General features: G+C 70.1%; 23 protein-coding genes and 1 tRNA gene. 21 read left to right on the forward strand and 3 right to left on the reverse strand.

Going from position 1 to position 25,058, the window contains the following annotated elements; translation table 11 throughout:
- Positions 1-43: 43 nt before the first annotated feature.
- On the reverse strand, positions 44-727 hold the full coding sequence (locus FHU36_RS33950; RefSeq protein WP_246503038.1) for a class I SAM-dependent methyltransferase: 684 nt from the start codon (positions 725-727) through the stop codon (positions 44-46).
- Between the two features lie 164 nt (positions 728-891).
- Here FHU36_RS33950 and FHU36_RS33955 point away from each other — a divergent pair, with 164 nt between their 5' ends.
- Together FHU36_RS33955 and FHU36_RS33960 are read left to right on the forward strand one after the other, a co-directional pair.
- Complete coding sequence (locus FHU36_RS33955) at positions 892-1,449, forward strand: RNA polymerase sigma factor (RefSeq protein ID WP_246503039.1); 558 nt, start codon at positions 892-894, stop codon at positions 1,447-1,449.
- Positions 1,436-2,179, forward strand: a complete 744-nt coding sequence (locus FHU36_RS33960; RefSeq protein ID WP_185088171.1) for a hypothetical protein — start codon at positions 1,436-1,438, stop codon at positions 2,177-2,179. The genes FHU36_RS33955 and FHU36_RS33960 overlap by 14 nt, the downstream gene beginning before the upstream one ends.
- On the opposite strand, the gene FHU36_RS33965 is transcribed toward FHU36_RS33960, so the two are convergent.
- Complete coding sequence (locus FHU36_RS33965) at positions 2,168-3,184, reverse strand: adenosine deaminase (protein WP_185088172.1); 1,017 nt, start codon at positions 3,182-3,184, stop codon at positions 2,168-2,170. The two genes, FHU36_RS33960 and FHU36_RS33965, sit on opposite strands and share 12 nt — an antisense overlap.
- Before the next feature lie 68 nt (positions 3,185-3,252).
- Between FHU36_RS33965 and FHU36_RS33970 the strand changes: the two genes are divergently transcribed.
- The 3 genes from FHU36_RS33970 to FHU36_RS33980 all read left to right on the forward strand — a co-directional run bounded on the left by FHU36_RS33970 (position 3,253) and on the right by FHU36_RS33980 (position 5,240).
- Complete coding sequence (locus tag FHU36_RS33970) at positions 3,253-3,753, forward strand: SigE family RNA polymerase sigma factor (protein WP_185088173.1); 501 nt, start codon at positions 3,253-3,255, stop codon at positions 3,751-3,753.
- Positions 3,750-4,640, forward strand: coding sequence for a PASTA domain-containing protein (locus tag FHU36_RS33975; RefSeq protein ID WP_185088174.1), 891 nt, complete (start codon positions 3,750-3,752; stop codon positions 4,638-4,640). The genes FHU36_RS33970 and FHU36_RS33975 overlap by 4 nt, the downstream gene beginning before the upstream one ends.
- Before the next feature lie 87 nt (positions 4,641-4,727).
- Positions 4,728-5,240 carry a hypothetical protein gene (locus FHU36_RS33980; protein ID WP_185088175.1) on the forward strand — a complete coding sequence of 171 codons (513 nt, stop codon included), beginning with the start codon at positions 4,728-4,730 and terminating at the stop codon, positions 5,238-5,240.
- A gap of 29 nt (positions 5,241-5,269) precedes the next feature.
- On the opposite strand, the gene FHU36_RS33985 is transcribed toward FHU36_RS33980, so the two are convergent.
- Positions 5,270-6,478 (reverse strand): pyridoxal phosphate-dependent aminotransferase, encoded by a 1,209-nt coding sequence (locus FHU36_RS33985; RefSeq protein WP_185088176.1) that lies wholly within the window; start codon positions 6,476-6,478, stop codon positions 5,270-5,272.
- A gap of 169 nt (positions 6,479-6,647) precedes the next feature.
- Here FHU36_RS33985 and FHU36_RS33990 point away from each other — a divergent pair.
- From FHU36_RS33990 to FHU36_RS34065, 16 genes are all read left to right on the forward strand, one after another.
- Positions 6,648-6,720: transfer RNA gene (locus FHU36_RS33990), tRNA-Trp, on the forward strand.
- A 76-nt stretch (positions 6,721-6,796) separates the two neighbouring features.
- Positions 6,797-7,042: a preprotein translocase subunit SecE gene (gene secE, locus FHU36_RS33995; RefSeq protein ID WP_101785486.1), complete on the forward strand. Its 246-nt coding sequence runs from the start codon at positions 6,797-6,799 to the stop codon at positions 7,040-7,042.
- Between the two features lie 76 nt (positions 7,043-7,118).
- Positions 7,119-7,877: a transcription termination/antitermination protein NusG gene (gene nusG / locus FHU36_RS34000; protein WP_185088177.1), complete on the forward strand. Its 759-nt coding sequence runs from the start codon at positions 7,119-7,121 to the stop codon at positions 7,875-7,877.
- 117 nt (positions 7,878-7,994) lie between these two features.
- The gene (gene rplK / locus FHU36_RS34005; protein WP_183650935.1) at positions 7,995-8,426 is read left to right on the forward strand and encodes a 50S ribosomal protein L11; all 432 of its coding nucleotides are present in this window, start codon (positions 7,995-7,997) and stop codon (positions 8,424-8,426) included.
- 59 nt (positions 8,427-8,485) lie between these two features.
- Complete coding sequence (rplA, locus tag FHU36_RS34010; RefSeq protein ID WP_221497080.1) at positions 8,486-9,205, forward strand: 50S ribosomal protein L1; 720 nt, start codon at positions 8,486-8,488, stop codon at positions 9,203-9,205.
- 162 nt (positions 9,206-9,367) lie between these two features.
- Positions 9,368-9,700: an ArsR/SmtB family transcription factor gene (locus FHU36_RS34015; protein WP_185088178.1), complete on the forward strand. Its 333-nt coding sequence runs from the start codon at positions 9,368-9,370 to the stop codon at positions 9,698-9,700.
- Positions 9,693-10,286 carry a TIGR03086 family metal-binding protein gene (locus FHU36_RS34020; protein WP_185088179.1) on the forward strand — a complete coding sequence of 198 codons (594 nt, stop codon included), beginning with the start codon at positions 9,693-9,695 and terminating at the stop codon, positions 10,284-10,286. The genes FHU36_RS34015 and FHU36_RS34020 overlap by 8 nt, the downstream gene beginning before the upstream one ends.
- Positions 10,283-10,822 carry an SRPBCC family protein gene (locus FHU36_RS34025; protein ID WP_312892031.1) on the forward strand — a complete coding sequence of 180 codons (540 nt, stop codon included), beginning with the start codon at positions 10,283-10,285 and terminating at the stop codon, positions 10,820-10,822. The genes FHU36_RS34020 and FHU36_RS34025 overlap by 4 nt, the downstream gene beginning before the upstream one ends.
- Positions 10,823-10,831: 9 nt before the next feature.
- On the forward strand, positions 10,832-11,659 hold the full coding sequence (locus tag FHU36_RS34030; RefSeq protein ID WP_246503040.1) for an SCO4651 family lipoprotein: 828 nt from the start codon (positions 10,832-10,834) through the stop codon (positions 11,657-11,659).
- Between the two features lie 237 nt (positions 11,660-11,896).
- The gene (rplJ, locus tag FHU36_RS34035) at positions 11,897-12,421 is read left to right on the forward strand and encodes a 50S ribosomal protein L10 (protein ID WP_185088181.1); all 525 of its coding nucleotides are present in this window, start codon (positions 11,897-11,899) and stop codon (positions 12,419-12,421) included.
- A gap of 69 nt (positions 12,422-12,490) precedes the next feature.
- On the forward strand, positions 12,491-12,883 hold the full coding sequence (gene rplL, locus FHU36_RS34040) for a 50S ribosomal protein L7/L12 (protein WP_185088182.1): 393 nt from the start codon (positions 12,491-12,493) through the stop codon (positions 12,881-12,883).
- A gap of 257 nt (positions 12,884-13,140) precedes the next feature.
- Positions 13,141-15,186 (forward strand): glycosyltransferase family 39 protein, encoded by a 2,046-nt coding sequence (locus tag FHU36_RS34045; RefSeq protein WP_185088183.1) that lies wholly within the window; start codon positions 13,141-13,143, stop codon positions 15,184-15,186.
- A gap of 416 nt (positions 15,187-15,602) precedes the next feature.
- Positions 15,603-16,130, forward strand: coding sequence for an Rv1363c family protein (locus tag FHU36_RS34050; RefSeq protein ID WP_312892032.1), 528 nt, complete (start codon positions 15,603-15,605; stop codon positions 16,128-16,130).
- On the forward strand, positions 16,127-16,624 hold the full coding sequence (locus tag FHU36_RS34055) for a hypothetical protein (protein WP_312892033.1): 498 nt from the start codon (positions 16,127-16,129) through the stop codon (positions 16,622-16,624). Before FHU36_RS34050 ends, FHU36_RS34055 begins: the two co-directional genes overlap by 4 nt.
- A gap of 436 nt (positions 16,625-17,060) precedes the next feature.
- Entirely contained in the window at positions 17,061-20,540 is a 3,480-nt protein-coding gene (gene rpoB, locus FHU36_RS34060) for a DNA-directed RNA polymerase subunit beta (protein WP_185088184.1), read from the forward strand.
- A gap of 17 nt (positions 20,541-20,557) precedes the next feature.
- Entirely contained in the window at positions 20,558-24,433 is a 3,876-nt protein-coding gene (locus FHU36_RS34065; RefSeq protein WP_185088185.1) for a DNA-directed RNA polymerase subunit beta', read from the forward strand.
- Positions 24,434-25,058: the final 625 nt, after the last annotated feature.

The raw sequence follows: 25,058 nt of genomic DNA on the forward strand, positions 1-25,058 counted from the left end.
GCCGGGGCCGGCTGGACAGCCCCGGCCCGCGGGGGAGCAGCGGCTAGCTGGGCACGCGCGCGACGCAGAAGACGGTCTGGCCGAACGGCGGGCGGACGAAACGCTCGATGAAGCGGGTCGCCGGCACCACCGTGCGGTCGTAGATCTTGACCAGGCGCGGGTCCGGGTAGCCCACCCCGCCCCGGCGCACCGCCGCCCACCACGCGATGCCGCCCAGGAAGTTGATCGGCTTCAGCACCTCGACGTCGAGCCCGGCCTTGGCGACCGATGCGCGCAGCGTCTTGGGCGTGTAGCGCTGGACGTGGCCCACCTTGCGGTCGAAGTCGCCGTAGAGCTGCATGTAGCCCGGCACCCAGATGATGATCCGCCCACCGGGCAGCGTGACGCGGGCCAGCGAGCGCAGCGCCTCCGCGTCCTCCTCGATGTGCTCCAGCACGTTCATCATCACCACCGTGTCGACCTTGTCCTCCAGCGGGATGTCGGTCGGCAGGCCGAACTGCAGCACGTCGATCTCGTCGCGCCCCTCGAAACGCTTCCTGAGCTGCTCGACGCAGTAGGGGTCGAAGTCGCTCACCACGAGCCGATCGAGCCTCGGCAGGAACTGCTCGGCGAAGTGGCCCAGCCCCGAGCCGATCTCCAACATGGAGCGCCCGACGTGCGGGGCGACCATGTCCAGCTCGTACTGCCGGTAGTTCTTGGCCTCGTCGCCACCCAGGTGGTTTTCCAAGGCCTCGTCACCGGCGGCCGGTTGCACTACACGGTCATACCCAGAAGACATAGTCCCGTTCCTTATGGGGGCTCACGTGGATTGGCTGCGAGTCTAGTGCCCGCTCGGCGCCTGAGGTCACGTGACGAACCAAAGGCGGGTCTACCGCGCGCGCCGTGAATACGATGAAATCTGACTCGTCCATGGACGACGACGAGGCAGTCACCCGGTCGCTCGCCGGCGACCTGTCGGCCTACGAGGCCCTGGTCGCCCGCTACAGCGCGCTCGCCCACCGCACCGCCGCCCTGCTCGGGGCGGGCGACGAGGCCGAGGACGTGGTGCAGGAGGCGTTCGTCAAGGCGTACCGGCACCTGGCGAGCTTCCGCCGCGACGCGCCGTTCCGCCCGTGGCTGCTGCGCATCGTCGCCAACGAGACGCACAACCTCACCCGCTCGCGCGGCCGCCGCTCCGAGCTCGCCGTACGCCTGGGCGCCGGCGTCGAGGCGGCGGCGCCCGACGACCCGGCGGGCGCCGCCGTGGCCACCGACCGCCGCGCCCGCCTGTTACGGGCGGTCCGCGCCCTGCCCGAAGGGGAACGCCGGGCGGTCGTCTGCCGGTACTTCCTTCAGCTGACGGAGGCCGAGACGGCCGAGGTGCTCGACCTGCCGGTGGGCACGGTCAAGTCCCGCACCCATCGCGGCCTGGCCCGGCTCAGGAAGGAGGTGGGCAGTGAGCTCGCATGAGCCGTTCGACGACCTGGAGGCCGAGTTGCTGGCCCTCGGCTCCTCCCTCGACGTCCCGTCACCCCCGCCGGACGACGTCGCCGCCGCCGTGCGTGCCCGCCTCGAAACGGCCCCGGACCAGGCGCGCGACACGCGGCGGCTGGGGACGCGGCGCCGGTGGCCCAGGTGGCGGGTCGTCGTCGCCGTCGTGCTCGCCGTCGTCGCCGTCACCGCCGCCACCCCCCAGGGCCGCGCGGCCGTCGCCCACCTGCTCAGGTACGCCGGCGTCGAGCTGCGCGTCGGCCGGGCCCCGGCGCCGGTGCGCACCCCCGCCACCGTGCCGGGCGAGCGCGCGGTCGCCCCCGACAAGCTGGAGTCCCTGGTCAACTTTCCGATCAGGAGACCCGCCGCCCTCGGCGCCCCCCGAACCGTCCTCGTCGGCGACGGCGGCCGGGTGGTGTCCATGCTCTGGCCCGACGGCACCCGCCTCGACCAGTTCGACGGCGCCCCCGAGCCGTACTTCTTCAAGCAGCTCGGTGTGTCCCCCGAGCCGGTCCGGCTCGGCGACACCACGGCCTGGTGGATCGGCGGCGAGCACCCCCTGGGCTACATCAGGCGCGCCGACGGGGCCTCGGTGCCGCTGCGCCAGGCGGGGCCCACCCTCCTGTGGCAGCACGGCGACGTCGGACACCGCCTGGAAGGCGCGGGCGGCAAGGAACGCGCCGCCCGGATCGCCGCGTCACTTCGCTGACAGCCAGTCGTCGACGCCCTTCAACAGCTCCTTGCGCACCGACTCGGGCGCGGCCGACGCCCGGATCGACTGCCGCGCCAGCTCGGCGATCTCCGCGTCGTGGAAGCGGTAGACCTCCCGTGCCAGCTCGTACTGCCGCAACAGCCGCGAGCCGAACAGCAGCGGGTCGTCGGAGCCCAGCGCGATCGGCACCCCCGCCTCGAACAGCCGCCGCACCGGCACGTCGGCGGCCCGCTCGGCCACCCCCAGCCCCACGTTCGAGCTGGGACAAACCTCGCAGCAGATCTGCCGGTCGGCCAGCCGCTCCATCAGCCGCGCGTCCTCCGCCGCCCGCACCCCGTGCCCCACCCGGTCGGCCCCCAGGTCGTCGACGCACTGCGCCACGCTGCGCGGCCCCAGCAGCTCGCCCCCGTGCGGCACCGCCAGCAGCCCCGCCCGCTTGGCGATGCGGAACGCCCGCTCGAAGTCGCGCGCCTGTGCCCGCCGCTCGTCGTTGGACAGCCCGAAGCCCACCACGCCCCGGTCGGCGTACTGCGCAGCCAGCCGGGCCAGCGTGTTGGCGTCGAGCGGATGGCGGGTGCGGTTGGCCGCCACCACCAGCGCGATCCCCACGCCCGCGTGCCTGGACGCCTCGCCCATCGCGTCGAGCACCAGCTCCAGCGTCGCGGTCAGCCCGCCGAAGCGCTGGGCGTAGCCCGAGGGGTCCACCTGGATCTCCAGCCAGCGCGACCCCGCCGCCGCCTCGTCCTCGGCGGTCTCGCGCAGCAGTCGGTAGACGTGCTCCGGTCTCGTCAGCACCGACCGCGCGATGTCGTACAGCCGCTGGAACCTGAACCAGCCGCGCTCGTCGGTGGCGCGCAACCGCGGCGGCCAGTCCTGCTCCAGCGCGTCGGGCAGGTGCAGTCGTTGCTCCCGGGCCAGCTCGATCAGCGTCGAATGCCGCATCGAGCCGGTGAAGTGCAGGTGGAGATGGGCCTTGGGCAGCGTGTCCAGCGGGCGGAGCATTTCCATATCCTGCCACTCAACCCGGCGGGGCACTGACGCGTTGGAGAGGGCGAAAGGAGCCCTCGCTCATGACGGATGAAGACGAAGCGGCATTCGACGAGTTCCTCGCCGGGCGCGGCTCATCGCTGCTGCGCACCGCGATCCTCGTCTGCGGCGCCACCCGGCACGACGCCGAGGACCTCGTCCAGCACGCGCTGGAGAAGGTCTACCGGCACTGGCCGCGGATCCGCCGCGACAACCCCGAGGCGTACGCGCGCAAGGTCGTCGTCAACGCGGCGATCAGCAAGGCGCGGCGGCGGCGCGTGATCCAGGAGATCACCTTCGCCCGCCCGCCCGACACCGCGGCCGCCTCACCCGACCTCGACCTGCGCGACGCGCTCATCCGGGAGCTGCGCAGGCTGCCACCGAAGATGCGAGCCGTGCTCGTGCTGCGCTACTGGGAGGACCAGTCGGAGGCGGCGACGGCGGCTCTGCTCGGCTGCTCGACCGGCACCGTCAAGTCCCAGGCCGCGCGCGGGCTCGCCCGCATCCGCGAACGCATGAACGTCGTAGAAGGAGCATTCCGATGAAGGTCGAGGACGCGCTCGCCGATGCCATGGCCGCCCACGTCGCCGACGTGCAGGCCGCGCCGACGCTCGGCGGCGCGGTGCGTCGCGGGCACCGTGCCCACGTGATCAGGTTCCGTACGGCCGGAGCCGCGCTCGTCACCGCCGCGGTCGCCGTCGCCGCCCCCCTGGCGCTGAACACCGCGGGGCCGCCCCCCTCCCGGCCGGCCGCCACCGCGGGCCAGGACCGCGTCGTGGTCGCCTCGGTGACCGTCCCCGACGTCGTCGGCATGGACGTGGCCGCGGCGGTCAAGGTACTGAGCGAGGCCGGGCTGGTCGTCGACGACCCCGAGACGGCCACGGCCGAGGGCGACGTGCGCGAGCAGCGGCCGGCGGCGGGCACGCAGGTGGCCGAAGGGGAGCGGGTCATGCTGACCGTCGAACCGCCCCGGACCTCGCTGCCGCAGGACCTCGGCGACCTCGGCGACGGCCGCACGTTCGGCGGCGTCCACCTCGGCTACCTGCCCGAAGGGCTGCAATGGAGCAGGTGGTCGGGCAAGAACGGGTTCGGCGAGAAGAGCTACACCACCTCCTACGCGCCGGGCGGCGACGAGAAGGACGGCTACGGCGTGCAGGTCGTGGTGTTCGAGGGCGACGCGGCCAAGGCCGTCGAGCGCAGGCTCGGCACCTTCCCGCGTACCGAGGTCAACGGAGAGAAGGCCTACCTGGCCCACGTCACCGAAGGCGGCACGGTCACCCGTGACAAGGACGAGGGCGCGACGCTCACGATCGGCTGGTTCCTGCGCGACGGGCTGGCGGTCGAGGTGTACGTCAGCCCGTTCTACGCCGGGCAGGTCGACGCCGAGGCCGAGATCAGGAAGGTCGCCGAGGGCATCAAGCCGGCCGGCTGAGCGGGTCCGGGTTGCCGCCGGGCGTGGACTGCGGTAGGAGACTGGAAAGGTTTTCCCAGCGTATCCACACCGAGTCAGGAGGGCGGCATGCGGCGCCTGGCACCGGCGATCCTCACGCTCGCCCTCGCCGCCTGCGGCGCGGGGCCGCCCGCCGTCGACGCGGGCGGGCCGACCGGGGGGCCCACCGGGGCGCCGCCCGGCCCGTCGCCCTCCCCGGCCCCGATCGGCCCCTCGATGAGCTGCGGCTCGGTGCCGGTGACGATCACGTACGTGCCCGAGGGGCTGTCGCGGGGGCCCCGGTTCGGCCGGATCAAGTCGCTGACCCGGCCGCTGGAGGTCCACGGCCTGTCGTGGCGCGGCGCGGGCGAGGAGCTGCGGGTCGGCGTGGTGTGCGGGGTCCACTCGGCCGAGAGGTTCGCCACGCTGGTCACCAGGTCGTCGCTCGTCGCCCACCACGGCAAGCCTGCGCTGCACTGGCGCACCCGGGGCGACGTGCGCAACTTCATGTGGCTGGAGCGGCCCGGCACGGCCGTCTACGTCGCCGCGACGCCCGGTCTCGCCCGCGAGCTGGCCGAGATCGCCGACGGGGTGACGCCGTAGCGGGGGCCCGTGCCGGGCGTGCCGGGGGGTCAGCGCGCCTCGGCCAGCAGCTTGGCGAGCCGGCTCACGCCCTCCACCAGGTCCTCGTCGCCCAGCGCGTAGGACAGGCGGAAGTAGCCGGGCGTGCCGAACGCCTCACCCGGCACGACCGCGACCTCGGCCTCCTCCAGGATCAGCTCGGCCAGCTCCGCCGAGGAGGCGGGCCGCCTGCCCCGCAGCTCCCTGCCGACCAGCTCCTTGACTGAGGGATACGCGTAGAACGCCCCCTTCGGTTCCGGGCACAACACGCCCGGGATCTCGTTCAGCATCCGCACCATCGTCCGGCGCCGCCGGTCGAACGCCGCGCGCATCTCCGCCACCGCCGACAGGTCGCCCGAAACGGCGGCCAGCGCGGCCATCTGCGACACGTTCGCCACGTTGGAGGTGGCGTGCGACTGCAGGTTGGTCGCGGCCTTGACCACGTCGGCCGGGCCGATCAGCCAGCCCACCCGCCAGCCCGTCATCGCGTAGGTCTTGGCCACGCCGTTGAGCACGACGACCCGGTCGCCCAGCTCGGGGACGGCCGTGGCGATGCTGGTGAACTCCGTCCCGCCGTACACGAGGTGCTCGTAGATCTCGTCCGTGACGACCCACAGCCCGTGCTCGGCCGCCCAGCGGCCGATCTCCACCGTCTGCTCGCGCGTGTGCACGGCGCCCGTCGGGTTGGACGGCGAGACGAACAGCAGCGCCTTGGTGCGCCCGGTGCGCGCCGCCTCCAGCTGCTCCACGGTCGCGAGGTAGCCGGTCGTCTCGTCGGTGACCACGTCCACCTGGACGCCGCCCGCGAGCTTGATCGCCTCCGGGTACGTCGTCCAGTAGGGCGCCACCACCAGGACCTCGTCACCCGGATCGAGCAGCGTGGCGAACGCCTCGTAGACGGCCTGCTTGCCGCCGTTGGTCACCAGCACCTGCGACGGCTCCACCCGGTAGCCGGAGTCGCGCAGCGTCTTGGCCGCGATCGCCTCCTTCAGCTCGGGCAGGCCGCCGGCCGGGGTGTACTTGTGGAAACGCGGCTCGCGCGCCGCCGCCACCGCCGCCTCGACGATGTAGCCGGGCGTGGGGAAGTCGGGCTCGCCCGCGCCGAAGCCGATGACCGGGCGGCCCGCCGCCCTCATCGCCTTCGCCCTGGCGTCCACGGCGAGCGTGGCGGACTCGGATATCGCGGAGATCCGCGCGGAGATGCGAGGTCGGTCAGACATGTCGTCCATGCTCCCATGCCGCTCCCACGCCGCGCCTGACCTGGGCGATCAGAATGGGTTCGACGTAATGGGCAAGCACCGATACACTTTCGCCTGGTCGTACCGCCGCATGTCGCCGTGCGGTTCGGTCCAGGCAGTGAGTCGATCAGGGTAGTGTGGTTGACGACATAGGGCACTGGCGCAATTGGTAGCGCACCGGTCTCCAAAACCGGCGGTTGGGGGTTCGAGTCCCTCGTGCCCTGCGAGTGCGGTCCGCGCAATAATGGCGTGTAAGCGCGCCGCAAACTGCGTTGGATACGACAGATTCAGGTGAGGACTGTGGCGATCGACACGCGCGGCGAGACCGCAGGCAAGCCCAGTGGCGAGAAGAAGTCACGCACGTCGCCTGCCCTTTTCTACCGGCAGGTCGTCAACGAGCTCCGCAAGGTCATCTGGCCGACACGCAAGGACCTCGTCACCTACACCACGGTCGTTCTGATATTCGTTCTGATCATGGTTGGCATCGTGTACGGCCTCGACGCCGCGTTCGGCTGGGTCGTCCTGCGGGTCTTCGGCGGAGCCTGACCAGGAGTCGTCGCCGCCACCGGCTGACGGAGTCGCCATTCGATTCGACGAAATTCGACGGAAGAGGAAAGTCACCGTGTCCGAGTCTTCAGTGTCGGCCGAGGAGCCCCGCGACCAGTGGGGTGACGAGCCGGAAGAGGCCGTCGAGGCCGCTGAGGAGACCGTCGACGCCGAGGTCGCGGAGAGCGACGAGGCGACCGTCGAGGCTCCCGCCGCCGACGAAGACGGTGACATCCTTCCCGACGTCGATCCCGTCGAGGAGTTCAAGCGCGGTCTGCGTGGCCAGCCCGGTGAGTGGTATGTGATCCACTCCTACGCGGGCTACGAGAACCGCGTCAAGTCCAACATCGAGAGCCGCAACGTGTCGCTCAACATGGAGGACTACATCTACCAGGTCGAGGTGCCGACGCACACCGTCCAGGAGTTCAAGAGCGGCAAGAAGGTGCCGGTCAAGGAGCGCGTGCTGCCCGGCTACGTGCTGGTGCGCATGGAGCTGACCGACGAGTCCTGGGCCGCCGTCCGCAACACGCCGGGCGTGACGGGCTTCGTGGGCCTGTCCAACAAGCCGAGCCCGCTCAGCCTCGACGAGGTCGCCAAGCTGCTCGCCCCCGAGCCGTCCGAGGAGACCAAGAAGGCCACCACCAAGGCCAGCTCCGGTCCGGCGGTCGAGTTCGAGATCGGCGAGTCGGTCACGGTCATGGACGGCCCGTTCGCCACGCTTCCCGCCTCGGTCAGCGAGATCAGCCCCGAGTCGCAGAAGCTCAAGGTGCTCGTCTCCATCTTCGGTCGCGAGACCCCGGTCGAGCTGTCGTTCAACCAGGTCTCGAAGATCTAAGACGATCACATACACTTAGACGTTCGGCTGGCCGCCCCTCGCGAAGGGCGGCCTTCCGACATGTCCGGCCGCACCCGCGCCCGGACGGCATCACGATCAGGACCCGGAGAAGGACACATGCCTCCGAAGAAGAAGATCGCGGCGCTCGTCAAGGTCCAGCTCCCCGCTGGCCAGGCCACGCCCGCACCGCCGGTCGGTACCGCCCTCGGTCCGCACGGCGTCAACATCATGGACTTCGTCAAGCAGTACAACGCTGCGACGGAGGCTCAGCGGGGCAACATCATCCCCGTCGAGATCACCATTTTCGAGGACCGCAGCTTCACCTTCATCACGAAGACGCCCCCGGCACCCGAGCTGATCAAGAAGGCTCTGGGCCTCGACAAGGGCAGTGCGGTCCCGCACAAGGACAAGGTCGGCAAGCTCAGCCGCGAGCAGCTGCGCAGCATCGCCGAGACCAAGATGCCCGACCTCAACGCCAACGACGTCGAGGCCGCCGAGAAGATCATCGCCGGCACCGCCCGGTCGATGGGCATCACCGTCGCCGACTGACCCTTTTTCGTCACCCGTGGGAGGGCCCAGCGCTGGCCCGCGGACCACAAGGAGAAATCATGCAGCGCAGCAAGGCGCACAAGGACGCCGCGGCGAAGATCGACCGCGACAAGCTCTACTCGCCGGCCGAGGCCGCGAAGCTCGCCAAGAGCACCTCGACCACCAAGTTCGACGCCACCGTTGAGGTGGCGCTGCGGCTGGGCGTCGACCCTCGCAAGGCCGACCAGATCGTGCGCGGCACGGTCAACCTCCCGCACGGCACCGGTAAGACCGCCCGGGTCCTGGTCTTCGCGACCGGTGACCGTGCCGAGGCGGCCCGCGAGGCGGGCGCCGACATCGTCGGCGCCGACGAGCTGATCGACGAGATCGCCAAGGGCAACCGGCTCAACGAGTTCGACGCCGTCGTGGCCACCCCTGACCTCATGGGCAAGGTCGGACGCCTCGGCCGCGTCCTCGGCCCCCGTGGTCTCATGCCCAACCCCAAGACCGGCACGGTGACGCCCGACGTGGCCAAGGCCGTGACCGAGATCAAGGGCGGCAAGATCGAGTTCCGTACGGACCGGCAGGCCAACCTGCACTTCGTCATCGGCAGGACGTCGTTCGACGAGCGCAGGCTGGTCGAGAACTACGCCGCCGCCCTCGACGAGGTGCTGCGGCTCAAGCCGTCGGCCGCCAAGGGCCGCTACGTCAAGAAGGTCACCTTCTCGACCACCATGGGCCCCGGCGTCCCCGTCGACCCCAACGCGACCCGCGGCCTCACGGCCGAGCTCGACGCGTAGCCCCACCCGCACCACCGACGGCCCCCGCCTGCACCAGGCGGGGGCCGTCGCGTATCCGGACCCGGCATGAGTACGGCATCGCCGTCCAGGCGTTACCGCGCCACCTTGACATACCAGTTGGTTATATTAATGATTGGTTATGTGTAAGGAGGGGGATGTGGGGTGGACCTCGACGCCACTTTCGCGGCGCTCGCCGACCCGACCCGCCGGGCGATCCTGGGCCGGCTCAGGGCGGGCGAGGCCACGGTGACGGAGCTGGCCGAACCGTTCGCCATGACCCAGCCGGCGATCTCGAAACACCTGAAGGTTCTCGAACGCGCCGGGCTGATCTCCCGTGGCCGGGACGGGCAGCGGCGGCCCTGCCGGTTGCGGGCTGACGCGCTCAAGGACGCCACCGACTGGCTGGAGGGCTACCGGAACCTGTGGGAGGACCGCTACCGGAGCCTCGACGGCCTGCTGGACGAGCTGAAGGAGAGGAACGGCCGTGATGAGTGAGATGGCCGATCGCTACCGGCGCCGAGCCGAGACGTTCGAACGCAAGGTCGTGTCCGTCCATCCGGACCAGTGGTCGCTTCCCTCGCCGTGCGAGAAGTGGACGGCCAGGGACGTGGTGCGGCACATCGTCGACATGCACGAGGCGATGCTGCGGCCCCTCGGGCGTTCCCTCGGCCCCGCGCCGTCGGTGGACGACGATCCGGTGGCGGCTTTCCGCGCCGCCCGCGCGGACGTGGAGGCGGTCCTGGACGATCCCTCGCTCGCCGGCAGGCCGTGCGACACCCCGGCCGGTCGCGTGCCGGCGGAGCGGCACATCGATCAGGTCCTCAGCGACGATCTCCTGCTGCACGGCTGGGATCTCGCCCGGGCGACGTTCCAGGACGACACGATGGATCCGGAGGACGTCGAACGCGCCTGGGCGGCGATGACGGCCCTGCCCGGGGACCTGGTGGAGAAGTTCCGCACGCCGGGCGCGTTCGGGCCTGGGGTGGAGGTCTTCGGCCCGGAGGTGAGCGTCGAGGACGACGCCCGCCTGCAGGACAGGCTGCTGGCCTTCATCGGCCGGGATCCGCGGTGGCGCCCGTGACCGTGCGGGTGACCGTGGCGACGCCGTCGGAGCGCGCGATCGTCATGACGCGGTCGTTCGAGGCGCCCCGCCGCCTGGTCTTCGCCGCGTGGACCAGGCCGGAGCTGGTCGCGCGGTGGTACGGCGCCCGGGGCTGGACGATCGTGGAGGCGCGGATCGATCTGCGGGTGGGCGGTGCCTGGCGGTTCGTCTGGGACGGCCCCGAAGGCGCCGCCATGGCCTGCGGTGGCACCTACCGTGAGATCGCCGAGCCGTCCCGGTTGTGCTACACCGAATCGTTCGACGAGCACTGGTATCCGGGCGAAGCCCTGGTCGGCCACGACTTCGCCGAGCGGGACGGCGTGACCACGCTCACCACGACCCACCTGTTCGCGTCCAGGCGGGCGCGTGACCTGGTGATCGCCTCCCCGATGGCGCGCGGGGTGTCGGAGGGGTTCGAACGGCTTGACGAGGTGCTGGGGGCGGGGGTCGGGGATGACCCTGGGTTTTCCCCGAGATCTTCGGGGAATACGGCAGTCCCGACAATCGACACGTAGGGTCGAAGCATGCTGAAGCGCAGGATTAGTCTCGCCACCGCCGCGGCCGGCGCCGCCATGGTCGCGGTCGCGGTCGCCGGTTGTGGATCGAACGCGCAGCCCCTCCAGGTCAACCTGGCCGCCTCGGAGGTGCTCGCGCAGGCTGCGCAGAAGACGGCGCAGGCCAACAGCTACACCGTCGACGCGGTCGTCGACGTGACCCACCCCCAGGAGGGCGGCGGCAAGGTGCAGGGGCGGATGCTCTACCAGAGCAAGCCGCAACTGGCCGTCGACCTCACCCTCGACACGGTCGACCTGGGCCAGCGCAGCGTCCCCGGCGGCGTGCGGGCCGTGCTGCAGGGCGACACCCTGTACGTCAAGGTCGACGCGCTCAAGGAGATGCTGGGCGCCACCAAGCCCTGGATCAAGGTCTCGCTCACCGACGCCGACACCTCCGGCCAGGTCAAGCAGTACCTCGACCAGATCCAGCAGTTCGATCTCGCCAGCGTGACCAAGATGACCACGGCCTCCAAGGACGTGAAGTCGGTCGGCACGGAGAGCGTCAACGGCGAGGACACCACCCACTACAGCGGCACGTTCCCCGTGGACGTGGCCGTGCAGCAGCTTCCCGCCGACAAGCAGGAGCAGGCGCGTAAGGGGATGGCGGAGCTCAAGGACGTGAAGTTCGACCTGTGGGCCGGCTCCGACGGGCTGCCCCGCAAGCTCGCGCTGAACGGCGCCAAGGACGGCGCGACGCTCAACGCCACGCTGTTCTTCAAGGACTTCGACAAGCCGGTCGACATCGCGGCCCCGCCCGCCGACCAGGTCGGTGAGCTGCCCAAGCGGACCACCAACTGAGAGCGATTTGGAAACTCGGCGGCCAGGCCGTAGTCTGGTCGTTGCCAAAGACCGCCGGTCGTTGTCGGGTGCCTCAAGACCTGACGACCGAAGGATCCGCTTCGTGCGGACGGCCAGCGCAGGTGTGATGCGAGTTTCCCCACGTGGTTGATCCATGTGCGTGAGCCCCGTGCGCCCCTGCGCCCGGGGCCGTTCTCATTTCTGGGCCTTCCCGGCGGCACATCTGGAAGGAGGCCCATGGCGAGGGCGGATAAGGCGACAGCGGTTGCCGAGCTCAAGAGCGAGTTCGAAGGCAGCGCTGCCGCCGTTCTGACCGAGTACCGCGGTCTCACCGTTGCCCAGCTCAAGCAGCTGCGCGTCACTCTCGGTGAGAATGCGAAGTTCGCCGTGGCGAAGAACACCCTGACCAAGATCGCCGCCAACCAGGCCGGCGTGACGGGTCTGGACGACCTGCTGCTCGGCCCGACCGCCGTCGCCTTCGTCAAGGGCGACGTCGTCGAGGCGGCCAAGGGTCTGCGTGACTTCGCCAAGGCCAATCCCCTTCTGGTGATCAAGGGTGGCGTTCTCGAGGGCAAGGCCCTCGACGCCGCGGAGATCACCAAGCTCGCCGACCTCGAGTCCCGCGAGGTCCTCCTCGCGAAGCTTGCTGGCGCGATCAAGGCGAAGCAGAGCGCTGCTGCTGCGATGTTCGCCGCGCTGCCCACCAACATGGCTCAGCTGGCCGACGCCCTTCGCGCCAAGCGCGAAGAGGCGGGCGAGTAACTCGGGGATTGCCGCACATCCCGCGGTCCCGTTCCTAAATTTCGCAAGTTCCATACGGAGGAAACCATCATGGCGAAGCTCAGCACCGACGAGCTGCTCGACGCGTTCAAGGAGATGACCCTCCTCGAGCTTTCCGAGTTCGTGAAGCAGTTCGAGGAGGTCTTCGACGTCAAGGCCGCCGCCCCCGTCGCGGTCGCCGCCGCTGCCCCGGCCGCCGCCGGTGGCGAGGCCGCCGCTGCCGAGGAGCAGGACGAGTTCGAGGTCGTCCTCGAGGCCGCCGGCGACAAGAAGATCCAGGTCATCAAGGAGATCCGCGCCCTCACGTCCCTGGGCCTCAAGGAGGCCAAGGACCTGGTGGACGGCGCTCCCAAGTCCGTCTTCGACGGCAAGGTCAACAAGGAGCAGGCGGAGAAGGCCAAGGCTGCCCTCGAGGGCGCCGGCGCCACCGTCACCGTCAAGTAACACCCTTCCGGGGCGCCCCACCGGCGCCTCGTCGAGGCTTTCGCCAGAAGGGGCGGCCACACCCAGGTGCCGGGTGTGCCGCCCCTTCTGCATGCCCGGCCGAGGTGCGGTCCGGCGCGGGGGCACGCGGACGGGGCGCCACGCCCCTGCGTCACCTCGGCCGCGTCCGGCGTCTTCCGGGGGAGCGCCGTACCGCGCTCACGAGATTCTCATGCGGGGTTCATGGCACGCCGAGAGGCCGTTCCTAGCGTGCGGTCGTGACCATCAACGCGCATGCCAAGAGACTGGGGGCGCTGGGCGGGCTGCTCGCCGCCACCGCCGCGCTCTACCTCTGGGGTCTGGACGCCTCCGGCTGGGCCAACCCGTACTACTCGGCGGCCGTGCAGGCGGGCGGCCAGAGCTGGAAGGCGTTCTTCTTCGGCTCCTCGGACGCCGCCAACGCCATCACCGTCGACAAGACGCCCGCCTCCCTGTGGCCGATGGCGCTCAGCGTGCGGCTGTTCGGGCTGAGCCCGTGGAGCATCCTCGCGCCGCAGGCGCTCATGGGCGTCGCGACAGTGGCCGTGGTGTACGCGACGGTGCGCCGCCGCTTTCCCGCGTGGGCGGCGCTGCTGGCGGGAGCCGTCATGGCGGTGACTCCCGTGGCGGTGCTGATGTTCCGGTTCAACAATCCCGACGCGTCGCTGGTGCTGCTGCTGGCCCTGGCCGCCCACTGCGTGGTGCGGGCGCAGGAGCGGGCGTCCACCCGGTGGCTGGTGCTCGCCGGGGCGTGCGTCGGGCTCGGGTTCCTGGCCAAGATGATGCAGGCGTTCCTGGTGCTGCCGGGGTTCGCGCTGGTCTACCTGGTGACCGCGCCGGCCGGGCTGTGGCGGCGGGTGTGGCAGCTCGCGCTCGCCGGCGCGGCCGTGGTCGTGTCGGCCGGGTGGTGGGTGCTGGCCGTGGCGCTGGTGCCGGCCGCGGACCGGCCGTACATCGGCGGGTCGCAGACCAACAGCGTGCTGGAGCTGGCGCTCGGCTACAACGGCATCGGCCGGCTGAACGGCGGCGACTACGGCGGCCTGGGCAACACCAACCAGCAGGCGGGCCCGCTGCGCCTGTTCGACACCCAGCTCGGCGGGCAGATCTCGTGGCTGCTGCCGGCCGCCCTGGCGCTGCTCGCCGCGGGACTGTGGCTGACGCGGCGGGCGCCGCGGACCGACCCGGCGCGGGCGCAGCTCGGCGTGTGGGGAGGCTGGCTGCTGGTCACCGGCCTGGTGTTCAGCCTCATGCAGGGGATCTTCCACGAGTACTACACGGTGGCGCTGGCACCGGCGATCGCGGCGCTCGTGGGGGCCGGGGTGGCGCTCGCGTGGGAGCGGCGGGCGTGCGGGGTCCTGGCCGGGGTGAGCGCGGTGACGGCCGGGTGGGCGTACGTGCTGCTGGCGCGCAGCGCGGACTGGAACCCGTGGCTGGGGCCGGCGGTGCTGGTCTGCGGGCTGGTCGTCGCAGCGGGCCTGCTGGTGGCCGGCCGGTACGCGCCCTCCCGGCCGGGGCTGAGGACCTCGTCAGGGGTGGCGGCCGCGGCCGCGGCCGCGGTGGTGGTGTGCCTGGCGGGGCCGGTCGCGTACGCCGTGGAGACCGCGTCCTCCCCCCACACCGGGGCCATCCCCACGGCCGGTCCCTCGACGGGCGGGTTCGGAGGGGGCGGGTTCGGAGGGGGCGCGGTCCGTGCGGCGGGCGGTCGGCCACCGGCAGCGGCGCGGCAGGGCGGGCTTCCGGGAACGTTCCCGGGCGCGGGCGGTGACGGGACGACGGACGGGACGGGACGCGCCTGGGGCGACGGCGGCGGGCCCGGCGCCGGTAGGGGCGGGCGGGCCGGCGGGTTGCTCGACGCCGCCACGCCCAGCGCCGAGCTGACCGCCCACCTGAGGCGCGACGCGGCCTCCTACACCTGGATCGCCGCGACCGTGGGCTCCAACAACGCGGCCGGCTACCAGCTCGCGACGGGCCTGCCGGTGATGGCGGTGGGCGGGTTCAATGGCACCGACCCGGCCCCGACACTGGCCGCGTTCCAGCGGTACGTGGCCGAGGGGAAGATCCACTACTTCGTCGGGACCGGCATGAACGGCCGGGGCCGGGCGGGCGGCTCAGCAGGCACGGGCATGGCGGCAGGCACGGGCGGCGCAGGAGGCGCGGGCGGCACAGGAGGCACGGGCGGAAGCGACGCCGCGGCCCGGATCGCGGCCTGGGTGCAGGAGACGTTCCCGAGCACGAGCGTGGGCGGTGTGACGATCCACGACCTCACGTCGGGCCCGACCCCGTGATCGAGCCTGACCTGATAGGGCCCGGCTGCCGGTCATGTCGTCCACGGGCCGTGTCGTCCACGGGTTGCGCGGGTGGCCGACCGGGGCGTCCCGGACCCGAGGGACCAGCTGATTCCACCCGGCCCCGCACGCCCCCGCACGGACGCGCGGCGACACGGGCGCAGCACGGGGACGAAGGCACGGGCACGGGGGCACGGACACGGGGCACGGACACGGGGACAGGGGCACGGACACGGGAACGTGGGCACTGGGGACACGGGCCAGGATCCAGGGGCATGGAGACACGCGTGCGGGGAGCCGTCCCGGGAGCCGTCCGATCCATGCCGTCTCGTACCTCCTCGGCCGAATCCCCGCTGCGGCGGCGAGGCGCCGGGTTATGATCCGGCGAACCGGAGAGGGGAGCGAGGTGAGCGCGCGTGGCGGGTCTCGCCGCACGGACGGCCCGCATCGGTGTCTCCCCACGGGCGGCCCGCGTCGTGATCGCGGTCCTGTCGGCGCTCCTGGTGGTGCTGGCGGGCGCCGCCTTCTGGCTGGGCGCGCAGGCGCGTGAGGCGCAGGCCGGGGCAGACGACCGGAGCGCGGCGCTCGACGCCGCCCGCGCGCACGCGGCCGGCCTCGTGGCGCTGCACCACAAGACGGTGGACGACGACGTCCGGCGGATCCTCGCCACGTCCACGGGCGCGGCGCGCAAGGAGTACGAAGCCGGCCTCGACCGGCTCAGGACCACGACCGTGGCGAACAAGGTCGTGCAGACCGGCGTGCTGCGCGCGGCGGGGCTGGTCTCCTTGTCGGGCGGCACGGCGACGGCCCTCGTCGTGGCCGACGTCGACATCCGGTGGGAGGGCTCGAAGACGCCGCCGCAGGATCGGCTCTACCGGTGGTCGATGGAGCTGACCAAGGTCGGCGGCACCTGGCTGGTGTCGAAGGCGGTGCAGGTGGTGTGAGGACCGTCCTGATCGCGGTGCTCGCGCTCGCCGTGCTCGCTCTGGGCGCGGTGGCCGGGGTGATGTGGTCGGACCTGCGGGAGGTGCGCGACGCCGAGACGGCGGGCACGGAGGCGATGGCGGCCGCGCGGTCGATCGCGCCGGCCCTGCTGTCGTACGACCACCGTACGGTCGAGCGGGATCTCGCCCGGGCCGCCGGGCACACCACCGGCCCGCTGTCCGGCCACTACAGCCGGCTCGCCAAGACCCTGGCGCCCAAGGCCAGGGCCCAGAAGACGATCCAGACCACGAGGGTGGTCGCGGCGGCCGTGGAGCGGGCCGAGCCCGACCGGGCCGAGATTCTGCTGTTCGTGAACGTGGGCACGGTCAAGGAGGTTCCCGGCAAGGCCGAGCCGCAGCGACAGATCATCCAGAACCGGGCCAGACTGCTCATGGTCCGCCAGGGCTCCCGGTGGCTGGTGGCCGACCTGTCGACGCTCATCGGCGCAGCGTGATCGCCGGGCGCGGCGCATCGTTCAATTGTTACCAAAAAAGAGGTTTGGCGAGTCCGACGAGCCGGGTACCTCAGTCACGACCACACCGGTCGCCGGCATGGGTTCGGTCTTCGGTGTGACGGAGCGTTAACCGCCCCCGTTCGCGGGTATCGTCTTGGGGCCTGGCGGTAGACGCCCGATCACACAGGGGAGAAAACCCAGCGTCCGGGCCTCTAGTCGGCGGAAAGTCCGGCTTGTGGGCTTGACGTTTCAGCTCTGACGGGCGATGCTGCGACCAACGTGGAGCATGCAGCGAAGGCGAAGTGGACAGGCGTGTGCCGTTCGGCTACACTGCCCCTTTGCGCTGCCCTTTGACGACCCGCTCCGCTTGCTCACGTTGCGAGGTTGTCTGGCGTGCGTGTAGTCAGTCCGCCGCGAGCCCTCGGAAGGACATCTGTTGGCAGCCTCGCGCAACGCCTCCGCCGTACCCGCCGGTCCCCGTCGCGTCTCTTTTTCGCGCATCCAGGAGCCCCTCGAAGTTCCTGACCTTCTCGCCCTGCAGACCGAGTCCTTCGACTGGCTGCTCGGCAACGAGAAGTGGAAGGCCCGGGTCGAGGCGGCTCGTCAGGCCGGGCGCAAGGACGTCCCGACCCAGTCGGGCCTCGAAGAGATCTTCGAAGAGATCAGTCCGATCGAGGACTTCTCGGGGACCATGTCCTTGTCGTTCCGCGACCACCGGTTCGAGCCGCCCAAGTACTCAGTAGATGAGTGCAAAGACAAGGACATGACCTTCTCCGCCCCGATGTTCGTCACGGCGGAGTTCATCAATAACACCACCGGTGAGATCAAGAGCCAGACGGTGTTCATGGGCGACTTCCCGCTCATGACGCCGAAGGGCACCTTCATCATCAACGGCACCGAGCGTGTCGTGGTCTCCCAGCTGGTCCGTTCGCCCGGTGTCTACTTCGAGCGCAGCGTCGACAAGACGTCCGACAAGGACCTCTACGGCTGCAAGGTCATCCCGTCGCGGGGTGCCTGGCTCGAGTTCGAGATCGACAAGCGCGACAGCGTCGGTGTGCGCATCGACCGCAAGCGCAAGCAGGCCGTCACCGTGCTTCTCAAGGCGCTGGGATGGACCACCGAGCAGATCCTCGAGCGTTTCGGCCAGTACGAGTCGATGCGGGCCACCCTGGAGAAGGACCACACGGCCGGCCAGGACGACGCGCTGCTCGACATCTACCGCAAGCTGCGGCCGGGTGAGCCGCCGACCAAGGAGTCGGCGCAGACCCTGCTGGAAAACCTGTACTTCAACCCCAAGCGCTACGACCTCGCCAAGGTGGGCCGCTACAAGATCAACAAGAAGCTCGGTGTCGCTTCTGAGATCACGCAGGGCACGCTGACCGAGGACGACATCGTCGCCACGATCGAGTACATCGTCCGGCTGCACGCCGGCGAGGAGTCGATGCCGGCCGCCGAGGGCGCGCCCATCGACGACGTGATCGTCGAGGTCGACGACATCGACCACTTCGGCAACCGCCGCCTGCGCAGCGTCGGCGAGCTCATCCAGAACCAGGTCCGCCTGGGCCTGGCCCGCATGGAGCGCGTCGTGCGCGAGCGGATGACCACGCAGGACGTCGAGGCGATCACGCCGCAGACCCTGATCAACATCCGTCCGGTCGTGGCGTCGATCAAGGAGTTCTTCGGCACCTCGCAGCTGTCGCAGTTCATGGACCAGACCAACCCGCTGGCCGGCCTGACGCACAAGCGGCGTCTGTCCGCGCTGGGCCCCGGTGGTCTGTCCCGTGAGCGGGCCGGCTTCGAGGTCCGTGACGTGCACCCGTCCCACTACGGCCGGATGTGCCCGATCGAGACCCCCGAGGGTCCGAACATCGGCCTGATCGGCTCGCTGGCCTCCTACGGCCGGATCAACGCCTTCGGCTTCGTCGAGACGCCCTATCGCAAGGTCGTCGACGGCAAGGTGACCGGGCAGATCGACTACCTCACGGCTGACGAGGAAGACCGTTTCGTCAAGGCGCAGGCCAACACCAGGCTCAACCCCGACGGCTCGTTCGCCGAGGCCCGGGTCCTCGTTCGCACCAAGGGCGGCGAGACCGAGCTCGCCCGTGCCGAGGAGGTCGACTACATCGACGTGTCGCCGCGCCAGATGGTGTCGGTCGCCACGGCGATGATCCCCTTCCTCGAGCACGACGACGCCAACCGCGCGCTCATGGGCTCCAACATGCAGCGCCAGTCGGTGCCGCTGCTCAAGAGCGAGGCGCCGCTGGTCGGCACCGGCATGGAATACCGTGCCGCGACCGACGCCGGTGACGTCATCTGCGCCGAGAAGGCGGGTGTGGTCGAGGAGGTCTCCGCCGACTACGTCACCGTCATGAACGACGACGGCACCCGGACGACCTACCGGGTGGCGAAGTTCAAGCGCTCCAACCAGGGCACGAGCTTCAACCAGAAGCCCATCGTGGCCGAGGGCGACCGCATCGAGGTCAACCAGGTCATCGCCGACGGTCCCTGCACCGACAACGGCGAGATGGCGCTGGGCAAGAACCTGCTCGTGGCGTTCATGCCGTGGGAGGGCCACAACTACGAAGACGCGATCATCCTGTCCCAGCGGCTGGTGCAGGACGACGTCCTGTCCTCGATCCACATCGAGGAGCACGAGGTCGACGCCCGTGACACCAAGCTGGGCCCGGAGGAGATCACCCGCGACATCCCCAACGTCTCCGAAGAGGTCCTGGCAGACCTCGACGAGCGCGGCATCATCCGCATCGGCGCCGAGGTCGTCCCCGGTGACATCCTCGTCGGCAAGGTCACCCCGAAGGGTGAGACCGAGCTGACGCCGGAGGAGCGGCTGCTGCGTGCGATCTTCGGTGAGAAGGCCCGTGAGGTCCGTGACACCTCGCTGAAGGTGCCGCACGGCGAGCAGGGCAAGGTCATCGGCGTCCGCGTGTTCAGCCGCGAGGAGGGCGACGAGCTCCCGCCGGGTGTCAACGAGCTGGTCCGCGTCTACGTGGCCCAGAAGCGTAAGATCACCGACGGTGACAAGCTCGCCGGCCGCCACGGCAACAAGGGTGTCATCTCCAAGATCCTGCCGGTCGAGGACATGCCGTTCCTGGAGGACGGCACCCCGGTCGACATCATCCTCAACCCCCTCGGCGTGCCCGGCCGGATGAACGTCGGCCAGGTGCTGGAGACCCACCTCGGGTGGATCGCCGCCAGAGGCTGGGACATCTCGGGCATCGAGGAGGCCTGGGCCGAGCGGCTGCGCGACAAGGGCTTCGAGACGGTCGAGCCGCGCACCAACATGGCGACCCCGGTCTTCGACGGTGCCCACGAGGGCGAGATCGTCGGCCTGCTCAAGAACACCGTCCCCAACCGCGATGGCGACCGGATGGTGCAGGAGAGCGGCAAGGCGCGGCTGTTCGACGGCCGTTCCGGCGAACCGTTCCCCTACCCGATCGCGGTCGGCTACATCTACATCCTCAAGCTGCTCCACCTGGTCGACGACAAGATCCACGCCCGTTCGACGGGCCCGTACTCCATGATCACCCAGCAGCCGCTCGGCGGTAAGGCCCAGTTCGGTGGCCAGCGCTTCGGTGAGATGGAGGTGTGGGCCCTGGAGGCCTACGGCGCCGCCTACGCCCTCCAGGAGCTCCTGACCATCAAGTCCGACGACGTCCTCGGCCGCGTGAAGGTCTACGAGGCCATCGTCAAGGGCGAGAACATTCCCGAGCCGGGCATCCCGGAGTCCTTCAAGGTCCTCATCAAGGAGATGCAGTCGCTCTGCCTCAACGTCGAGGTGCTCTCCAGCGACGGCATGTCCATCGAGATGCGCGACACCGACGAGGACGTCTTCCGCGCCGCGGAGGAGCTCGGCATCGACCTGTCCCGGCGTGAGCCGAGCAGCGTGGAAGAAGTCTGAGGGGGAGATCGCAAACAATGCTGGACGTCAACTTCTTCGACGAGCTCAGGATCGGCCTCGCGACGGCCGACGACATCCGTCAGTGGTCGCACGGTGAGGTGAAGAAGCCGGAGACCATCAACTACCGGACTCTCAAGCCGGAGAAGGACGGGCTCTTCTGCGAGAAGATCTTCGGCCCGACCCGCGACTGGGAGTGCTACTGCGGCAAGTACAAGCGCGTCCGCTTCAAGGGCATCATCTGTGAGCGCTGCGGCGTCGAGGTGACCCGCGCCAAGGTGCGCCGTGAGCGGATGGGCCACATCGAGCTGGCCGCGCCCGTCACGCACATCTGGTACTTCAAGGGTGTCCCGTCGCGCCTCGGCTACCTGCTCGACCTCGCCCCGAAGGACCTGGAGAAGGTCATCTACTTCGCGGCGTACATGATCACGCATGTCGACACCGAGATGCGTGAGCGTGACCTGCCCTCGCTGGAGGCGAAGATCTCCGTCGAGCGGCAGCACATCGAGCAGCGCCGTGACGCCGACGTCGAGGCCCGCCAGAAGAAGCTCGAGTCCGACCTGGCCGAGCTGGAGGCCGCTGGCGCCAAGGGCGACCAGCGCCGCAAGGTCCGCGAGGGCGCCGAGCGCGAGATGCGTCAGCTCCGTGACCGGGCCCAGCGCGAGCTGGACCGGCTGGACGAGGTCTGGAGCCGCTTCAAGAACCTCAAGGTCCAGGACCTCGAGGGTGACGAGCTGCTCTACCGCGAGATGCGCGACCGCTTCGGCCGCTACTTCAAGGGTGGCATGGGCGCGCAGGCGATCCAGGACCGGCTGATCAGCTTCGACCTGGACGCCGAGGCCGAGAACCTCCGCGAGACCATCCGCAGCGGCAAGGGCCAGAAGAAGGCCCGCGCGCTCAAGCGGCTCAAGGTCGTCTCGGCGTTCCTCAACACCACCAACTCGCCGCGCGGCATGGTGCTCGACTGCATCCCGGTCATCCCGCCGGACCTGCGCCCGATGGTGCAGCTCGACGGTGGCCGGTTCGCGACCTCCGACCTGAACGACCTCTACCGCAGGGTCATCAACCGCAACAACCGCCTCAAGCGGCTGCTCGACCTCGGCGCGCCCGAGATCATCGTGAACAACGAGAAGCGGATGCTCCAGGAGGCCGTCGACGCGCTGTTCGACAACGGCCGTCGTGGTCGCCCGGTCACCGGTCCCGGCAACCGGCCGCTGAAGTCCCTCAGCGACATGCTGAAGGGTAAGCAGGGCCGCTTCCGCCAGAACCTCCTGGGCAAGCGAGTCGACTACTCCGGCCGTTCGGTCATCGTCGTCGGCCCGCAGCTCAAGCTGCACCAGTGCGGCCTGCCCAAGCAGATGGCGCTGGAGCTGTTCAAGCCGTTCGTGATGAAGCGGCTCGTGGACCTCAACCACGCGCAGAACATCAAGTCGGCCAAGCGGATGGTCGAGCGCGCCCGCCCCGTGGTGTGGGACGTGCTCGAAGAGGTCATCACCGAGCACCCGGTGCTGCTCAACCGCGCCCCGACGCTGCACCGTCTGGGCATCCAGGCGTTCGAGCCGCAGCTGGTCGAGGGCAAGGCCATCCAGATCCACCCGCTCGTCTGCACCGCCTTCAACGCGGACTTCGACGGCGACCAGATGGCCGTGCACCTGCCGCTGTCGGCCGAGGCCCAGGCCGAGGCGCGCATCCTGATGCTCTCGACCAACAACATCCTCAAGCCGGCCGACGGCAAGCCCGTGACGATGCCCACCCAGGACATGGTCATCGGCCTCTACTGGCTGACCACCCAGAAGGACGGCGCGCAGGGCGAGGGCCGGGTCTTCGGCTCCATCGCCGAGGCGCAGATGGCCTTCGACCGTCGCGAGCTGGAGATCCAGGCGAAGATCCAGATCCGGCTCAAGGACGTCCTGCCGCCGCGCGACTGGGTCGCGCCGGAGGGCTGGGAGCAGGGTGACCCGCTCCGCCTGGAGACGACGTTCGGCCGGTGCCTGTTCAACCAGACGCTGCCGATGAGCTACCCGTTCGTCAACTTCCAGGTCGGCAAGAAGCAGCTGTCCACGATCGTGAACGAGCTGGCCGAGACCTACCCCAAGGTCGAGGTCGCCAACTCGCTCGACGCGCTCAAGGACGCCGGCTTCCGCTGGGCGACCCGTTCCGGCGTCACGATCTCCATCGACGACGTCGTCGCGCCGCCGAACAAGTCCGAGATCATGGAGAACTACGAGCGCCGCGCCGACAAGGTGCAGCGTGAGTACGAGCGCGGTCTGATCACCGACGAGGAGCGCCGTCAGGAGCTCATCGAGATCTGGACCCACGCGACGGCCGACGTCGAGACCGACATGGTCAACGCCTTCCCGGCGACCAACCCGGTCTGGATGATGGTCAACTCCGGCGCCCGAGGCAACAAGATGCAGGTGCGGCAGATCGCCGGCATCCGTGGCCTGGTGTCCAACACCAAGGGTGAGACGATCCCGCGGCCGATCAAGGCCTCGTTCCGCGAGGGCCTGTCGGTGCTCGAGTACTTCATCTCCACCCACGGACAGCGCAAGGGTCTGGCCGACACCGCGCTGCGCACCGCCGACTCGGGTTACCTGACCCGTCGTCTGGTGGACGTGGCGCAGGACGTCATCGTCCGCGAGATCGACTGCGGCACCGACCGCGCGGTCCCGCTGCACGTCGGTGAGCGTGACGCGTCGGGCAACCTGGTCAAGGCCGAGAACGCCGAGTCCAACGTGCACGGCCGCATCCTGGCCGAGGACGTCGAGGTCGACGGCAAGGTCGTCGTGGCCAAGGGCGTCGACATCAACGACATCCACGTCACGAAGCTGGTCGAGGCCGGCGTCGAGACCGTCCGCACCCGCAGCGCGCTCGTCTGCGAGGCCAAGATCGGTGTCTGCGCGACCTGCTACGGCCGCTCGCTGGCCACCGGCAAGCTCGTGGACGTCGGCGAGGCGGTCGGCATCATCGCCGCCCAGTCGATCGGTGAGCCCGGCACGCAGCTGACGATGCGTACCTTCCACACCGGTGGTGTGGCCGGTGCCGACATCACCCACGGTCTGCCCCGAGTCCAGGAGCTCTTCGAGGCGCGCATCCCCAAGGGTGTCGCCCCGATCTCCGAGGCGGAGGGCCGGGTCCGCATCGACGAGACGGACAAGGCCCGGAAGCTCGTCATCACTCCGGACGACGGCTCGGAGGAGATCGCCTACCCGGTCTCGATGCGCTCGCGCCTGCTCGTCTCCGAGGGTCAGCGCGTCGGTGTCGGCCAGCAGCTCGTCGCCGGTGCGGTCAACCCCAACGAGGTGCTGCGCATCCTCGGCCCGCGGGCCGTGCAGCTGCACCTGGTGGCGGAGGTCCAGCAGGTCTACCGCTCGCAGGGTGTGTCGATCCACGACAAGCACATCGAGATCATCGTGCGGCAGATGCTCAAGCGCGTGAACGTGCTGGAGTCCGGTGACACCGACCTGCTGCCCGGCGAGCTCGTCGAGCGCCCGCGCTTCGAGCTGATGAACCGCGAGACGGTGGCGGAGGGCGGCTCGCCGGCCGCCGGCCGCCCGGTGCTCATGGGCATCACCAAGGCGTCGCTCGCGACCGAGTCGTGGCTGTCGGCGGCCTCCTTCCAGGAGACGACCAGGGTCCTGACGGACGCGGCGATCCACGCCAAGTCCGACTCGCTCCTGGGCCTGAAGGAGAACGTCATCATCGGTAAGCTCATCCCGGCTGGCACGGGCATGCCCCAGTACCGCAACATCCGGGTCGAGCCGACCGAGGAGGCCAAGGCCGCCATGTACACGGTGGGCGGCTACGACGGCTCCGCGGCCGACTACACCTTCGGCACCGGCAGCGGCGAGGCCGTGCCGCTGGAGGAGTACGACTTCGGGCAGTACAACCGATAGGCAAGGGACTCGTCCCACACGTGACGCGCCCGGGAACCTCTTCGGAGGTCCCGGGCGCGTCACGTTTCACCGCGCGAACGGGGGCCGCGAGTCTCCGGGCCGTCTGGGCCGTGCCTCCGTGGCGCCCGTACGGTTCCTCCGTCGCGGCCTTGGGCCCTCGGAGGGCCGGAGGGGACCCGCGGGGCGCGGAGTGCGTTTCGGGGGACGTGGCGGGCCTGTGGGCGCCGCGGGGGCCCCTCTGGTGGGGCGCGGGGCGGGGTGACGGTCAAGGGATCGGGGTTACCGCCGTGACGCTCTTCACGAGGAAGCGCGACGAAACGGCATGCGGGGCGGATATCATGGACGCGGAGCTGTAGTCGGGCCTTGATGAGATGGCCTCTGCGACCCGGAGTGGCAAAGCTTGTCCGCTTTGCCGCGCCGCTTTGACGTGTCGCAGTGGCCTGGGTAGTCTTGAGCATCGTGCCCGTTACTATGCGGGCTCTCGACCGTGCGCTCGATTCGGGAGCGCGGGACGGCTTCCTGGCTCGAAGTCCTCGTGGATGTGTCTGTGCGAACAGCGCGACACGCCCGAGCGCGGGGGCGCGGGAGGAAGCAAAATCAGCAGGTCATGACACCGGCAGCACCT

Source organism: Nonomuraea muscovyensis, assembly GCF_014207745.1.
Classification (GTDB): domain Bacteria; phylum Actinomycetota; class Actinomycetes; order Streptosporangiales; family Streptosporangiaceae; genus Nonomuraea; species Nonomuraea muscovyensis.

Excerpts from the sequence above, each read along its gene's own strand:
- FHU36_RS33955 (WP_246503039.1), top strand. The coding sequence starts at position 892 with ATGAAATCTGACTCGTCCATGGACGACGACGAGGCAGTCACCCGGTCG.
- FHU36_RS33965 (WP_185088172.1), bottom strand. The coding sequence starts at position 3,184 with ATGCTCCGCCCGCTGGACACGCTGCCCAAGGCCCATCTCCACCTGCAC.
- FHU36_RS33970 (WP_185088173.1), top strand. The coding sequence starts at position 3,253 with ATGACGGATGAAGACGAAGCGGCATTCGACGAGTTCCTCGCCGGGCGC.
- FHU36_RS33975 (WP_185088174.1), top strand. The coding sequence starts at position 3,750 with ATGAAGGTCGAGGACGCGCTCGCCGATGCCATGGCCGCCCACGTCGCC.
- FHU36_RS33980 (WP_185088175.1), top strand. The coding sequence starts at position 4,728 with ATGCGGCGCCTGGCACCGGCGATCCTCACGCTCGCCCTCGCCGCCTGC.
- FHU36_RS33985 (WP_185088176.1), bottom strand. The coding sequence starts at position 6,478 with ATGTCTGACCGACCTCGCATCTCCGCGCGGATCTCCGCGATATCCGAG.
- rplK (WP_183650935.1), top strand. The coding sequence starts at position 7,995 with ATGCCTCCGAAGAAGAAGATCGCGGCGCTCGTCAAGGTCCAGCTCCCC.
- rplA (WP_221497080.1), top strand. The coding sequence starts at position 8,486 with ATGCAGCGCAGCAAGGCGCACAAGGACGCCGCGGCGAAGATCGACCGC.
- FHU36_RS34020 (WP_185088179.1), top strand. The coding sequence starts at position 9,693 with ATGAGTGAGATGGCCGATCGCTACCGGCGCCGAGCCGAGACGTTCGAA.
- FHU36_RS34030 (WP_246503040.1), top strand. The coding sequence starts at position 10,832 with ATGCTGAAGCGCAGGATTAGTCTCGCCACCGCCGCGGCCGGCGCCGCC.
- rplJ (WP_185088181.1), top strand. The coding sequence starts at position 11,897 with ATGGCGAGGGCGGATAAGGCGACAGCGGTTGCCGAGCTCAAGAGCGAG.
- rplL (WP_185088182.1), top strand. The coding sequence starts at position 12,491 with ATGGCGAAGCTCAGCACCGACGAGCTGCTCGACGCGTTCAAGGAGATG.
- FHU36_RS34065 (WP_185088185.1), top strand. The coding sequence starts at position 20,558 with ATGCTGGACGTCAACTTCTTCGACGAGCTCAGGATCGGCCTCGCGACG.